This window comes from Mesorhizobium sp. P2_D6, from assembly GCF_056404315.1.
This window is the reverse complement of record NZ_JBFUEG010000001.1, coordinates 523,379-536,420: the sequence shown is the minus strand read 5'-3', so window position 1 is coordinate 536,420 and position 13,042 is coordinate 523,379. Positions and strand designations below refer to the sequence as shown.

Annotated in this window: 12 protein-coding genes; 8 read left to right on the top strand and 4 right to left on the bottom strand. The window is 64.0% G+C overall.

The features are described 5' to 3' along the window. Positions 1-3 precede the first annotated feature (3 nt). The 3 genes from AC1D1L_RS02395 to AC1D1L_RS02385 all read right to left on the bottom strand — a co-directional run bounded on the left by AC1D1L_RS02395 (position 4) and on the right by AC1D1L_RS02385 (position 3,443). Positions 4-1,239: an ROK family transcriptional regulator gene (locus tag AC1D1L_RS02395; protein ID WP_477338491.1), complete on the bottom strand. Its 1,236-nt coding sequence runs from the start codon at positions 1,237-1,239 to the stop codon at positions 4-6. 89 nt (positions 1,240-1,328) lie between these two features. Next, positions 1,329-1,541, bottom strand: coding sequence for a hypothetical protein (locus AC1D1L_RS02390; protein WP_477338489.1), 213 nt, complete (start codon positions 1,539-1,541; stop codon positions 1,329-1,331). A gap of 93 nt (positions 1,542-1,634) precedes the next feature. Beyond that, positions 1,635-3,443: a dipeptide ABC transporter ATP-binding protein gene (locus AC1D1L_RS02385; RefSeq protein ID WP_477338487.1), complete on the bottom strand. Its 1,809-nt coding sequence runs from the start codon at positions 3,441-3,443 to the stop codon at positions 1,635-1,637. A 192-nt stretch (positions 3,444-3,635) separates the two neighbouring features. On the opposite strand from AC1D1L_RS02385, the gene AC1D1L_RS02380 reads away from it, so the two are divergent. The 8 genes from AC1D1L_RS02380 to AC1D1L_RS02345 all read left to right on the top strand — a co-directional run bounded on the left by AC1D1L_RS02380 (position 3,636) and on the right by AC1D1L_RS02345 (position 12,193). Continuing rightward, positions 3,636-4,994, top strand: a complete 1,359-nt coding sequence (locus AC1D1L_RS02380; RefSeq protein WP_477338485.1) for an LLM class flavin-dependent oxidoreductase — start codon at positions 3,636-3,638, stop codon at positions 4,992-4,994. 15 nt (positions 4,995-5,009) lie between these two features. After that, the gene (locus tag AC1D1L_RS02375; protein ID WP_477338483.1) at positions 5,010-5,786 is read left to right on the top strand and encodes a DUF427 domain-containing protein; all 777 of its coding nucleotides are present in this window, start codon (positions 5,010-5,012) and stop codon (positions 5,784-5,786) included. A gap of 86 nt (positions 5,787-5,872) precedes the next feature. Next, positions 5,873-7,522 (top strand): ABC transporter substrate-binding protein, encoded by a 1,650-nt coding sequence (locus tag AC1D1L_RS02370; protein ID WP_477338481.1) that lies wholly within the window; start codon positions 5,873-5,875, stop codon positions 7,520-7,522. 38 nt (positions 7,523-7,560) lie between these two features. Next, a complete protein-coding gene (locus AC1D1L_RS02365; protein WP_477338479.1) occupies positions 7,561-8,520 on the top strand; it encodes an ABC transporter permease in 960 nt (319 codons plus the stop codon). A gap of 8 nt (positions 8,521-8,528) precedes the next feature. Next, positions 8,529-9,404, top strand: coding sequence for an ABC transporter permease (locus AC1D1L_RS02360; RefSeq protein ID WP_477338477.1), 876 nt, complete (start codon positions 8,529-8,531; stop codon positions 9,402-9,404). Positions 9,405-9,504: 100 nt separating this feature from the next. Then, entirely contained in the window at positions 9,505-9,990 is a 486-nt protein-coding gene (locus AC1D1L_RS02355; RefSeq protein ID WP_477338475.1) for a hypothetical protein, read from the top strand. Positions 9,991-10,157: 167 nt separating this feature from the next. Further along, positions 10,158-11,597: an aldehyde dehydrogenase family protein gene (locus AC1D1L_RS02350; protein WP_477338473.1), complete on the top strand. Its 1,440-nt coding sequence runs from the start codon at positions 10,158-10,160 to the stop codon at positions 11,595-11,597. 14 nt (positions 11,598-11,611) lie between these two features. Next, complete coding sequence (locus AC1D1L_RS02345; protein WP_477338471.1) at positions 11,612-12,193, top strand: DUF1349 domain-containing protein; 582 nt, start codon at positions 11,612-11,614, stop codon at positions 12,191-12,193. 20 nt (positions 12,194-12,213) lie between these two features. Here the strand turns inward: AC1D1L_RS02345 and AC1D1L_RS02340 are convergent, their stop codons facing one another. Next, on the bottom strand, positions 12,214-12,996 hold the full coding sequence (locus AC1D1L_RS02340; RefSeq protein ID WP_477338469.1) for a helix-turn-helix transcriptional regulator: 783 nt from the start codon (positions 12,994-12,996) through the stop codon (positions 12,214-12,216). Positions 12,997-13,042: the final 46 nt, after the last annotated feature.

The following is a 13,042-nucleotide window of genomic DNA, read 5'->3' as shown; positions in this document are numbered from 1 at the left end:
TGATTAGCGCGCGTCGAGGCCGCGAAGTTGAAATTGCGGATCGCCCGACAAAGCTGCCTGATGCAGCAGACAGGCAGCGCCCAACGCCGGACCGTCCGCGCCGACGCGCGACAGTTCGATCCTGGGAACGGGATAGCCTTCGGCGAGGAAGTCCAGCAGGAAAGCTTCCACCTGTTCGGCGACAAAGGGATAGATTGCATTGACGGAGCCGGAGAGGATGATGCGTTCCGGCTGCAAGGTGCAGGCGAGCGTCGCCAGGCCGCGGCCGAACCAGAGCGCCCAGTCGCGCGCAGTGGCGACGGCCGCCGGATCGCCGCCGGCAAGCGCTGCGACAAACTCATCCACACCGGCGCGCCGCCCGCTTATGTGGAGGTAGCGAGCCAGCAAAGCATCCTTGCCGACATAGGATTCCAGCCGGCCCGGGCGCTTGGCGTCGAAGACAAAACCTTCGTCGCCAATGCGTAAGTGTCCGATTTCGCCGGCGCCGCCGAGTCGGCCGCGATGCAGCCTGCCGGCATTGATGATGCCGCCGCCAACGCCGTTCTCGATCAGGATGACCAGAGCATCCTCATCGTCCTTTCCTGGCTGCGCACCGTATGTCTCGGCCACCGCGACGGCGTTGGCATCGTTTTCCAGCAGGATCGGAAAATCATCGCCAAAGGCATTGCCCAGCAGCTCGGCCAGGTTGACCCCGTGCCAGCCAAGGATGGTGGCATGGTATGAAATGCCGTCGGCGGCGGGGAAGCCAGGCACGGCGACATTGAGCCCGTATGGACGCGCACCCTCAGGCAACTGCGAACGGATCTCGGCGACGAGTTCCCTAATGATGGCGACTGCGGCTTCAGGCGTGCTGCCCGGGCCGGCAAAGGCTCTCGAGGCGCTGGCACGCTGCGCGCCGGCAAGGTCGACAGCCACCGTCGCAATCCAGTTCACGCCGATATAGGCGCCAAGGAAGAAGCCGCCATTGCCTTCGATCTCGACCAGGATTCCGGGGCGGCCGACGCGGCCCTCGCCGTCTTGCTCGTCATCAGCTTCGTCCGACCGCTCACGCGCCAGACCGGCTTCGGTCAGGCCGAGCACCAGAGCGCCGGTGGTCGACCGGGTCAGGCCGAGGTCGCGTGCAAGCGCTGCCCGGCTCAACGCGCCGGCGCGAAACAGCGCTGCAAGGGCTCGCGTTTCATTCGGCCGAAGATCGGTCGACACCAGCACGGCATCCTCCGTAATTTGTTTGATGGACATACTAATTGACTTTCATATCGGCTTGAAAGAGCCAAAATGATAAGCGCCGCAAAAAAATACTGAGCATTTCGAGCCTGCAGCCTCAAGTTTCAAACGATGGTTTGCATCGAAAACTTACAAATTGGCCGCTGCTCGCCGCCGGCCTCAGCCACTACAATATCGGCCAGCGCCCCTATGACATGGGCCTCGAGATCATCATGGCGCTGGACAAACCGAGCAAGGGCGGCAAACCGTTCATCAAGACCGGCACCGAAGTCTGCACGCCGGAGGACGCGTTGACCACCTGTAGCAAGAGTCGCCAACTGATCAGGCCTCCCAAACCTGTCCCCCGGCGTATCGGCCGGAGGGCATCTCTTCGAGGGTAGGCTTGTCAGTTGGCCTGGCCCGCTTTGCAATCAAAGACTGCTTGCGTCTCTCCAGCAGGCGATCAGATGACCGTCGCCCGCCTGCCTGACCGGCGGTTGCTCCTTTCGGCAGTCGGGCAGGGCGACTGGGCAGCGACTCGCGAAGGAGCATCCGGAGGTTTCGGGCGCTTGCGCTGCGAGATCAAGCTGAGCCGGAGCCTTCGGCACCGTCTCGTCTGACGATGCGGCCAGCAGCAGTTTCGTATAGGGATGGTTGGGCCCGCGGAAAATCTGCTCGGAGGAACCGGTCTCGACCAGCCGGCCGCGATAGAGCACGCCGATCCTGTCGGCCATGTAGCGCACCACCCTGAGGTCGTGGCTGATGAACAGATAGGTCGTGTCCTTGTCGCGCTGCAGGTCGTTGAGCAGATTGAGCACGGTCGCCTGCACGGACACGTCGAGCGCCGAGGTCGGCTCGTCGAGCACGACGAGCTTCGGCACACCGGCGAAGGCGCGCGCAATGGCCGCCCGTTGGCGCTGGCCGCCGGACAGCGATCTTGGCTTCTGGTCGACGGTTGTGGCGGCAAGACGAACCGAGGCAAGAAGGTCGCCGACGCGCTGTCTCGCCTCACCACGGCCAAGGCCGGCGAGCCGCCGCAGCGGGCGGCCAAGAATCCTGCCGATTCGCTGGCGCGGATTGAGTGTGCGATCGGGTGACTGGAACACCATCTGTACGTCGCGGCGTTCGCTCAGGCTTCTCTTCTCGACGCGCGGCGCGACAGTACTGCCGAACAGCTCGACCGATCCTGCATCAGGCGTCTGCAGGCCGGTCACGATCCTGGCCATTGTCGACTTGCCGGAACCGGATTCGCCGATAAGCCCGAATGTCTCGCCCTGACCTATTTCCAAGTCGACATCGCGGAGAACGGCTTGGGCGCCAAAGGCGTGGCTGATGCCTTTGCAGGCGACAGCGATGGGGCGCGCGACTTCCGGCTGATCGCTGGGGACATGCAGATGTGTCGATGGGCCGGTTGTATGCGTCTCGGCCAGCCTGCCGTCGTGCTTGGTGAAGTTGAGGGCCGGGATCGAGGCGATCAGCGCCTTGGTGTAGGCGTGCGCCGGGTTCTCGAAGACATCGTTCGCGATGCCGCTTTCGACCACCGTTCCGGATTGCATCACGGCCACCCGGTCGCAGGCGCGGCGGACCATGTTGATGTCGTGGCTGATCAGGAGAACGCTGGTTTTGTGGTCTCGCCGCAAATCCTGCAGGATGGCGATGATCTCGGACTGGACGCTGGCGTCGAGCGCCGTCGTCGGCTCGTCCAGCACCAGCAGCGACGGGTCGAGCGCAATCGCGATGGCGATGTTGGCGCGCTGCTGCATGCCGCCGGAGAGTTCGTGCGGGTAGAGATCGAGCACCCGCTCTGGATTGCTCACCCTGACGCGGCCAAGCAATTCCGCGGCACGCCCGCGCGCTTCGTCCGGCCGAACCGGGCGGTGCCGCATGATCGTCTCGGTGATCTGCCGGCCTATCGTCATGGCCGGATTGAGCGCCGCACCCGGATGCTGGTAGACGGCCGCGATGCGATCGCCCCTTAGCCGGCGAAGCTGCTCGGGCGAGAGATCGCGGATCTCCCGGCCCTGGAACTCGAGCGCCGACGCCGCGATCCGGGCGTTGCGCGGCAGATAGCGCAAGATGGCGAGCGCGACGGAGCTCTTTCCCGATCCGGACTCGCCGACCAGGCCGAGCGCTTCGCCTTCGCCGATGGTGAGCGACACGCCGTTGACGGCCGGATGCGATCCCCGTCGCCCGTCATAGGTGACGGTGAGCTGTTCTACCTTCAGAACCGATGACGACATCTCTTGCTTGAAACCACTTTCTTCCGGCGCGGCCTTCGGGGGCAATCGCTTTCGCTTTGGCTATGCACAATATCTATAAAATTACTCGAATTAAGCTGGAGCGCAATCTACCTTTCATCGCTCAGGCGAGATTGTCGCAGCCGCTCAAAGCATCGCGACGGTCCGCTGGAGCAGTTCTGGAAGGAGACCGGCATGGCACGAGACCACCTGATTCTCAGCGCCTTTTTCTTCAATCCGCAGGGCGATCATCGCATGTCCTGGCGCCATCCGCGCGCGCCGGGCCGGGAAGTACTGGATTTCGAATTCTACAGGGATCTCGTCCAGGCCGCCGAGCGCGCCAGGATCGATACGATCTTCGTCGCCGACCATGTCGCGATCTGGGATTCGGTGCAAAGCGGCGTCGCCCATTACGCCAACGCCCGCCTCGAACCGCTGACGCTGCTGTCGGCCCTTGCAGGCGCCACCAAGCACATCGGCCTGATCACCACGGCGTCGAGCTCCTACAGCGAGCCCTACAATGTCGCGCGCATGTTCGCCTCGCTCGACCATATCAGCAAGGGCAGAGCGTCGTGGAACGTCGTGACGTCGGCCATGGACGAGGAGGCCCGCAATTTCGGCCGCGACGGCAATATCGAACATGCCTTCCGCTATGAACGCGCCACCGAATTCCTCGATATCGTCAAGGCGCTGTGGGACAGCTGGGAAGATGAAGCGCTGCTCATCGACAAGGGGTCAGGCTATTTCGCTGACCCCGACAAGGTCCATCCCATCGACCACAAGGGCAAGCATTTCAAGGTGCGCGGCCCGCTCAACGTCTCGCGTCCGCCGCAGGGCCATCCGCTGATCGTCCAGGCCGGCTCGTCCGAGGACGGCAAGAATTTCGCCACCGCGCACGCCGATGCGCACTTCGCCATCTACAGCAGCAAGGAAGACGGCATCAAATATCGCCAGGACATCAACGAGCGCCTCGCCCGCTACGGCCGCAAGCCGGAGAGCTTCAAAATCCTGCCGGGCATCCTTCCGATCGTCGCAGCTTCAGAAGCGGAAGGCCGCGAGCGGCAGGAGTACCTGCAGAGCTTGCTGCCCGATCGCGTCGGCATCGATCTCCTCTCGAGCTGGAGCGGCGTCGATCTCTCGGTCTTCCCGCCGGACGGACCGCTGCCGCCGCTGCCGGACGAGAGCACCTTCAATGGCGGCCGCACCTCGCTCAACCGGGTCAAGGAGTGGTCCAAGCAGAACCTCACTTTGCGCGAGATCGCGCGCAAACTCGCCAACAGCGGCTCGGTGCCGACCGTCGTCGGCACGCCGACACAGATCGCCGACCAGTTGCAGGACTGGTTCGAGGCAGGCGCCGCCGACGGCTTCAACCTGATGTTCCCGCTGCTGCCGGAGGACTGGGTGAATTTTGCCGAGCAGGTCGTGCCGGAACTGCAGCGCCGCGGCGTATTCCCCACCGAATACGCATCGGGAACGCTGCGCGACCGCTTCGGGCTGGCGCGGCCGGCCAACCGCTTTGCCGAACAGCGCGACAATGCGCGCGCCGTATCCTGATCAGGAGCAACTGATATGACAGCAGCGCCCAAACTCCAGCCCCGCGAGGCCACCGCTCCGCAGCTCATCAACGTCCTGCACAGCCCCAAGCGCATCCGGGTCAAATTCGCCGGCCGCACCATCGCCGACAGCCGCAACGTGCTGGTGCTGCGTTCCAACCATTTCCTGCCGATCTATTTCTTCCCGGCCTCGTCGGTGGATCGCTCGCTGCTCAAGCCCTCCGAGCACCGACAGCCGCATCCAGTCGGCGGCGAGACCACCTACTGGGACCTGGAGACGGGCGAAAAGGCCTCGCCCAATGCCGCCTGGTCTTTCGTCGCGCCGCCGGATGAAAACCTGTCGCCGCTGGCCGGCCGCATCGCCTTCACCTGGAAGGCGGTCGACCAGTGGTTCGAGGAGGAGGAAGAGGTCTTCGTCCACGCGCGGGACCCATACGCGCGCATCGACGTCCTGCAGAGTTCGAGCCATGTCCAGATCTGGTTCGACGGTGAACTGATCGCCGACAGCCATCGCCCGGTCCTGTTGTTCGAGACGCATCTGCCGACGCGTTTCTACCTGCATCCGGACGATGTCAGGCTGGATAGGTTGGTCGCCTCGGACACCACGACGCGCTGTCCCTACAAGGGCATCGCTTCCTACTGGTCCGGCCGACGCGCCGACGGTTCGGTGAGCCCTGATATCGCCTGGAGCTACCGCGATCCCGTTGCCGAAATGCCCAAGATCAAGGGCCTCATCGCCTTCTACCCGCAGGCCGTCGACCGCATTCATCTCGACGGCGAGCCAGTCGCCTAGAGCAATTCCAGGAAAAGTGTGAGCGGTTTTCCGTCCGGAATTGCTCAAAACAAAGTCCAACAGTCATTTCAGACAGGGGTTTCAAAATGACCAAACGCAACGACATCGATACGCTTCGCAATCTTTCCGGCGACATCTGGAATGTCGCCGTCGACGAACACCAGGCCGGCTTCCTCAAGCGCCGCGACCTCCTGAAATACGCCGCTTTGATCGGTCTCACCGGCTTTGCCACCTCGCAGGGGCTTGTTGGTTTTGGCTCGGCACGCGCTGCCGGCGCCGGCGCCGGCGGCACGGTCCGTGTCGGGCTAGGACAGCTGACCAAGGCCATCGATCCGGTCTCGATCACCGATCCGGCCAGCATCGGCGTGATCAGCCAGGTCGGCGAGTATCTCATCCTCGACGATCCCAAGGACGGTCTGCAGCCCAAGCTCGCTCTGTCCTGGGAGGCCGACGAGACCGCCAGCCGCTGGACTTTCAAATTGCGGCCGGGCGTGAAGTTCCATGATGGCCGCACCGTCACCGCGAAGGACGTTGTGGCGAGCTTTGAGCGCCTGGTCGATCCGGCCAGCGGTTCATCGGCTTTGTCGGCTTACAAAGGCATCCTGTCCAAGGGCGGCGCCAAGGTCGTCGACGATGAAACCATCGCCTTCGATCTTGACGGCCCCAACAGCAACTTCCCCTTCTATGTCTCCTCCGACGTCTACAACGCCGTCATCCTGCCGGCCGACTATGCCGGCGATTTCGAAAAGACCTTCAACGGCACCGGCCCGTTCAAGCTCGAATCTTTCCGTCCCAAGCAAGGCGCCAGCTTCGTGCGCAACCCCGACTATTGGGGCGACAAGGCGCTGCCCGACCGCGTCGAGATCAAGTTCTTCGACGACGAGCAGGCGCAGGTGCTGGCGCTGCAGGCAGGCCAGCTCGACGTCATTCCGAGCACGACGCGCCTGGAACTGGCGATCGAGGGCAATCCCAACTTCAAGCTCTTGAGCGTGCAGGCGAGCTCGCATGACGAGGTACATCTGCGGACCGACCAGGCGCCCTTCACCGACAAGCGCATCCGCCGCGCGCTGGCGCTCACCATCGACCGCGAGGCGGTGGTCAAGGGCCTGCTCAAGGGCCGCGCCATTGTCGGCAACGACACGCCGTTCGCGCCGATCTTCCCGTCAGCCGATCCGTTGGTGCCGCAGCGCAAGCAGGACATCGCCGAGGCCAAGCGCTTGCTTGGCGAGGCCGGCGTGCCGAACGGCTTCCCGGTGACGCTGACCACCGAACGCGCCTATGACATTCCCGACTACGCGGTGCTGATCCAGAACTTCGCCAAGAAGGCCGGCATCGACATCAAGCTCAACGTCCTGCCGCAGGACGCCTATTACGGCTCGGCGAAGTTCGGCAGCTCGCCATGGCTCGATTCCAATCTCGGCATCACCGATTTCGGTCATCGCGGCACGCCCGACATCTTCCTCAACGCGACGCTGAAGAGCTCGGGCGCCTGGAACGCGGCGCATTTCAACAACCCGGCCTATGACGGGCTGCTGCTCGAGTACGGCAAGGCCCGTGACCTTCAGGCGCAACGCCTGGCCGCCGGCAAGATCCAGAACCTGCTGCTCGACGAAACGCCGCTGATCATCAGCTACTTCTCGCAATACAGCCGCATCGTCTCGTCGAAGGTCGAGGGCGTTCGCTTCACGGCGATCTCGCATCTGCTGCTCGACCGCGTCACCTTCGCCCAGGCGTGACCCGTGAAACGTCCAGCCATGCAGGGAGCTTTGACGCGATGCTGACCGGCCGCACTTTGTCGGTGCGGGCAGCCTCGCTTCTGCTCACGCTGTGGCTGGTCAGCATGCTGGTGTTCTTCGCCGGGCAGGTTCTGCCCGGCGATGTCGGGCGCCTTATGCTCGGGCCCTTCGCCGACGCTGAGGCGGTCGCAGCGCTGAACAAGCAACTCGGGGCCGACCAGCCGGTGCTCGTGCAATATTGGCACTGGTTCAGCAACGCTCTGACGGGCGATTTCGGCACCTCGCTGTCGCTGCGCCTGCCGGTGGCGCCGTTCGTTTTGGAAAGCCTCAAGCGCTCGGCAGCCCTTGCAGGCGTCATCCTCGTCTTTCTGCTGCCGCTCGGCATCGGCGCCGGCATCGTTGCCGGGCTAAACCAGGGCCGCGTCATCGACCGGCTGATCGTGCTCGCCGGCGTGTCCTTCGGCATTGTCCCGGATTTCGTCTCCGGCCTGATGCTGCTCATCGTCTTCGGCCTGTGGCTGAACTGGTTCCCGATCACGGGTGCTGCGCCCGATGGCGCCGGGCTGTGGGTCAGCGGCTACTATCTGATCCTGCCGGCGCTGCCGCTGGTGCTGAATCTCGCCGGCTACATCGCCCGCATGACGCGGGCCGGCGTGATCGAGGCGCTGGCCGCCGACTATACGCGCACCGCCGTCCTGAAAGGACTGGAGCGCCGCGAAATCCTCATCCGCCACGTGCTGCGCAATGCGCTGACGCCGACTATCGCCGTGCTCGCGACCCAGACCGGCTACATGCTTGGCGGGCTGGTGGTGATCGAAGCGCTGTTCGGCATACAGGGCCTCGGCAACCTTGTCCTCAACGCCGCCAAATCGCGTGATTTCCCTATGCTCGAAGCCGGCGTGCTGGTGATGGCGACGATCTTCGTGCTGTCGGCCGCGGCAGGCGATCTCGTCAACGCCTTGCTCGATCCGCGCCAACGCCGCCGTGTGTCGCAATGATGGAGCTGATGGAATTTCCCCTGCCGCGCCGCGCTGCGCTGGGCTGGCGGGCCGCGAGCCGGATCCGCGAGGCCGCCTCAAAGCTACCACCCTCGGTGATCGTCGGCGCGTTGATCCTGCTATTCTGGGTCGGTTGCGCCGTGTTTGGCCACCTGTTTGTGCCCTACGACCCCTATGCCGAGGATTTTCTCGTCATGCTGACGCCGCCCGACGCCGCGCACTGGTTCGGCACCGACCAACTCGGCCGCGATGTGCTGTCGCGCATCGTCGTCGGCTCGCGCGACATCCTGCTGGTCGCGCCGGCAGCAACACTGCTCGGCGTTGCCGCCGGCAGCGTGCTTGGGCTGGTGCTCGGCTATTTCGACGGGCTGGTCGATGCCATCGGTGCGCGGCTGCTCGACACGTTGATGGCCTTTCCCTTCATCGTTCTCGTCACTATGACGCTGGTCGCGCTTGGGCCGTCGAACCTAACCGTCATCCTGGTGATCGGCATCGCCTATGCGCCGCTGGTGGCAAGGACGGTGCGCGCCGCCGTGCGCGAGCAGCGCGAGCGCGACTATGTCAGCGCCGCCCGGCTCGGTGGCGAGAGCGCATTGGCCATCATGTTCCTGGAGATCCTGCCCAATGTCCGGGAGGCCATCCTCATCGAGCTGGTCACCCGTCTGGGCTACGCCTTCTTTTCGATCGCCACGCTGAGCTTCCTCGGCCTCGGCATCCAGCCGCCTTCTGCCGACTGGGGGCTGGCCGTCGCCGACGGCTACGGCTTCCTGACCGGCGGTAAATGGTGGGTGGTGATCTTCAACTCCGCGGCCATCGTTTCGCTGGTCATGGCAACCAATCTGATCGCGCAAGGCATGGGCGCCTTCGAAAACAGCGACCGGTGAAGAGCGGAACGCTCAGCAAAGCTGACGCGCAATCCTGGACCGTGCGCTAAAATCGTTCCTCGTGATTCGGCCCGGATCGGGCCTCAAAGCAAGGAACGGCATGAGCAAGGCTCTTGGCACATTCGCACTGGTTGCAGTATTCACCGCACTCCTCATGGCGCTTAGCCTGGCGGTCGCCAGGCAGGGCTATCCCTATGGCGCGATTGGGGTGAGGCGGCTGGACGGCATTGCCGATGCCGGGTCGTTCCTGCCGCTCGCCGCCGTCTACTTCTTCAGCGCCATGCTGATGATGATCCTGCCGATCCGGGCCGCCGGCATCGTCCTCACCCATGCGGCGGATGCGCTCTTCTGGGCGGTGATCGCCCTGTTCGCCACCATTGTCGGCTGCCTCGTCGCCCGCTGGGCATTTGGCCAGAGCACCGTGCTGTGGGCACTGGTCAACTGGCGCTTCCTGTTCGCTGCGGCAATCGTCGGCAGCCATTTCACCATGAACGAGCTGCGCCGCAACATCCTGATCAGAAGCCTGTTCTTCGTCATCTTCGCAGCCGCGACGCTGGCCTGCCTGTTCTGGTCTTTTCCGACCTGACAAAGGCCCGCTTCATATCGTCCATTTTGAGGTCGCAGCTTTCGCAGCGGCGCGCCATCGGCTATCCAGTCCGCAGCCAGATTTCGGCCCTCACAGTGTCGTCATTTGTCTGATAAATGATTCAGGCATACGGCACCGCCAGTAAACAATTACAAGGAAACCGCGACATGACCCTGTTCCGCAAGAACCTGATCGATGGCGAGTGGGTCGGCGAAGCCGGCTCGCGCAACATCAACCCGTCTGACACCGGCGATGTGGTTGGCGAATATGCCTCGGCAGGTGCCGAACAGGCCAAGCAGGCTATTGCGGCGGCCAAGGCCGCCTTCCCGGCCTGGTCGCGCTCGGCGCCGCTCGTCCGTCACAGCGTGCTGAAAAAGGCCTCGGACGAGATCATGGCGCGCAAGGACGAGATCGGCCGCGCGCTGTCGCGCGAAGAGGGCAAGACGCTGGCCGAGGGCATTGGCGAGACGATCCGCGCCGCGCAGATCTTCGATTTCTTCGCCGGCGAGACGCTGCGCCTGTCGGGCGAACTGGTGCCCAGCGTGCGTCCGGGCGTCGGCGTCGAGATCACCCGCGAGGCCGTCGGCGTCGTTGGTATCATCACGCCGTGGAATTTCCCGATCGCCATTCCCACCTGGAAGATCGCGCCGGCGCTCGCCCACGGCAACACCATCGTCTTCAAGCCGGCCGAACTCGTGCCGGAAAGCGCCTGGACCATTGTCGACATCCTGCATCGCGCCGGCCTGCCGAAAGGCGTGCTCAACCTCGTTATGGGCAAGGGCTCGGTGGTCGGCCAGGCCATGCTCGACAGCCCTGACCTCAACGCCATCACCTTCACAGGCTCGGTCGGCACCGGCAAACGCGTCGCCGCGGCCAGCGTCGAGCACATGCGCAAGTTCCAGCTCGAAATGGGCGGCAAGAACCCGCTCGTCGTGCTCGACGACGCCGACCTCGCCATAGCTGTCGATTGCGCCATCAACGGCGCCTATTTCTCGACCGGCCAGCGCTGCACGGCCTCGTCGCGCATGGTGGTGACCGAAGGCATTCACGACCGCTTCGTCGCCGCACTCAAGGAGCGCCTGGACAAACTCGTCATTGGCGATGCGCTCGACGCCAAGACCCAGATCGGCCCGGTCGTCGATGCGAGCCAGCTGAAGCAGGACGAGGACTATATCGCCATCGGCAGCCAGGAGGGCGCCAACCTCGCTTTCGGCGGCGAGCGGCTCGATCGCGAAACGCCCGGCTTTTATCTCCGGCCGGCGCTGTTCACCGAGAGCACCAACGCCATGCGCATTTCGCGCGAGGAGATCTTTGGGCCGGTCGCCAACGTCATCCGCGTAAAGGATTATGACGAAGCGCTGGCGGTGGCAAACGACACCCCCTTCGGCCTGACCTCGGGCATCTGCACCTCGAGCCTCAAACACGCCACGCATTTCCGGCGCAATTCGGAAGCCGGCATGGTGATGGTCAACCTGCCGACCGCCGGCGTCGATTTCCACGTCCCGTTCGGTGGCCGCAAGGGCTCGAGCTACGGCCCGCGCGAGCAGGGCCGCTATGCCGCGGAATTCTACACCACGGTCAAGACGGCCTATACATTTGCCGGCTAATCGACGGTCTATCGATGACTTCGGCAAAAGAGGACCTGACCTGGCTCAACCCGCCGCCGCACCGTGTCTTAGGTGACGACACGGTGCATGTGCGCACCGGCAAGGAGACCGACTTCTGGCGCGAGACCTTCTACGGTTTCTGGCGTGACAATGGCCATTTCCTCTACCGGCCGGTCGAGGGTGACTTCAGTGCCGAGGTCACCGTCAAGGGCGACTACAAGGTGCTCTACGACCAGGCCGGGCTGATGCTGCGGCTGAGCGAAACGCACTGGGTCAAAGCCGGCATCGAATACACCGACGGGCTGGCTTACTTCTCCGTGGTTGTCACCAACGACACCTCCGACTGGTCGCTGCTCCGGATTCCAAACGATTCCGACGGCGTCCGCATCCGGCTGACCCGCCACGCCGAAGCCATCCGCATCCAGTATCTGGACTCCACCGACGGCCATTGGAAACCGGTGCGGCTCGCCTATTTCCCGATCTCGAAGTCGGTCGATGTCGGCATGATGTGCTGTTCGCCGCAGCGCGAAGGTTTTGAAGTCACATTTTCAGGCTTCACCGTTGGCCCGCCGATTTCCAGGGAATTGCACGACTGACGGCGATTTCGATCGCCGGACTAACCGTCGGCGCGGTGCTGGAAGAACTGCAAGAACAGCTCCCGTTCCGTCGTAATGTCGAGCTTGTCGTAGATGCGGCGGCGATGGTTCTTCACCGTGCCGACGGTGATGCCGAGACGCTCGGCGATGTTGGCGGTTGGATGTCCCGCGAGGATCAGCTGCACGAGCTCACGTTCGCGCGGCGAAAGTTCCGGCCACAGGCTCGTCGGGATGGTCGGCTTCTGCCGAGGCGAGGCGCCGGGGCCGGTCGGCGCCGAGGTGCGGGAGAACTCGGTGCCGCGCGCCTTGATGTCGAGCGCATGCAGGGCTTCGAACACCGGCAGCCGCTCATCCAACAGGGCGATCTCGCTGTCCTTGAAGGCGGCCGTTGAGCGGTCGAGGAAGATGCCGAGGCACCAGTCACCGCCATCGGCCAGCATGATGCCGACCTCGTCGCAGATATCCGACTGCGCCAGGAAGCCGGCTATGTACTGTCCGCGCTTGGCCTCGTCATCGGCGAGCCGCTTCAGCGGCAGGATGCCCAGCCTGCGCTCGCGCCGCCACGAGGCGTAGAACGGGTCGAAGACATAGTAATTGTCGAGATAGCGCCGGACCATCTCGTCCGAGAAGCGCCTATGCTTGATGAACTCCGGCGTCTGAGTCGCCGAATAGCGCGTCACGGTGACGAGGTCGTGCTCGATGTCGGCGCCGATCAGGTCGATCAGGCAGTCGACATGCCTGTCCGTGCCGGTGGCGGCGATTGCCTTGGCCAGCGGCGCCCAGATGTTGCTGCCCATACGCATGCCCTTTTTTCGGCGATCCCGGTCAAAGCGTCATTGTGTCTTTAGG

Excerpts from the sequence above, each read along its gene's own strand:
- AC1D1L_RS02395 (WP_477338491.1), bottom strand. The coding sequence starts at position 1,239 with ATGTCCATCAAACAAATTACGGAGGATGCCGTGCTGGTGTCGACCGAT.
- AC1D1L_RS02385 (WP_477338487.1), bottom strand. The coding sequence starts at position 3,443 with ATGTCGTCATCGGTTCTGAAGGTAGAACAGCTCACCGTCACCTATGAC.
- AC1D1L_RS02380 (WP_477338485.1), top strand. The coding sequence starts at position 3,636 with ATGGCACGAGACCACCTGATTCTCAGCGCCTTTTTCTTCAATCCGCAG.
- AC1D1L_RS02375 (WP_477338483.1), top strand. The coding sequence starts at position 5,010 with ATGACAGCAGCGCCCAAACTCCAGCCCCGCGAGGCCACCGCTCCGCAG.
- AC1D1L_RS02370 (WP_477338481.1), top strand. The coding sequence starts at position 5,873 with ATGACCAAACGCAACGACATCGATACGCTTCGCAATCTTTCCGGCGAC.
- AC1D1L_RS02365 (WP_477338479.1), top strand. The coding sequence starts at position 7,561 with ATGCTGACCGGCCGCACTTTGTCGGTGCGGGCAGCCTCGCTTCTGCTC.
- AC1D1L_RS02360 (WP_477338477.1), top strand. The coding sequence starts at position 8,529 with ATGGAATTTCCCCTGCCGCGCCGCGCTGCGCTGGGCTGGCGGGCCGCG.
- AC1D1L_RS02355 (WP_477338475.1), top strand. The coding sequence starts at position 9,505 with ATGAGCAAGGCTCTTGGCACATTCGCACTGGTTGCAGTATTCACCGCA.
- AC1D1L_RS02350 (WP_477338473.1), top strand. The coding sequence starts at position 10,158 with ATGACCCTGTTCCGCAAGAACCTGATCGATGGCGAGTGGGTCGGCGAA.
- AC1D1L_RS02345 (WP_477338471.1), top strand. The coding sequence starts at position 11,612 with ATGACTTCGGCAAAAGAGGACCTGACCTGGCTCAACCCGCCGCCGCAC.
- AC1D1L_RS02340 (WP_477338469.1), bottom strand. The coding sequence starts at position 12,996 with ATGCGTATGGGCAGCAACATCTGGGCGCCGCTGGCCAAGGCAATCGCC.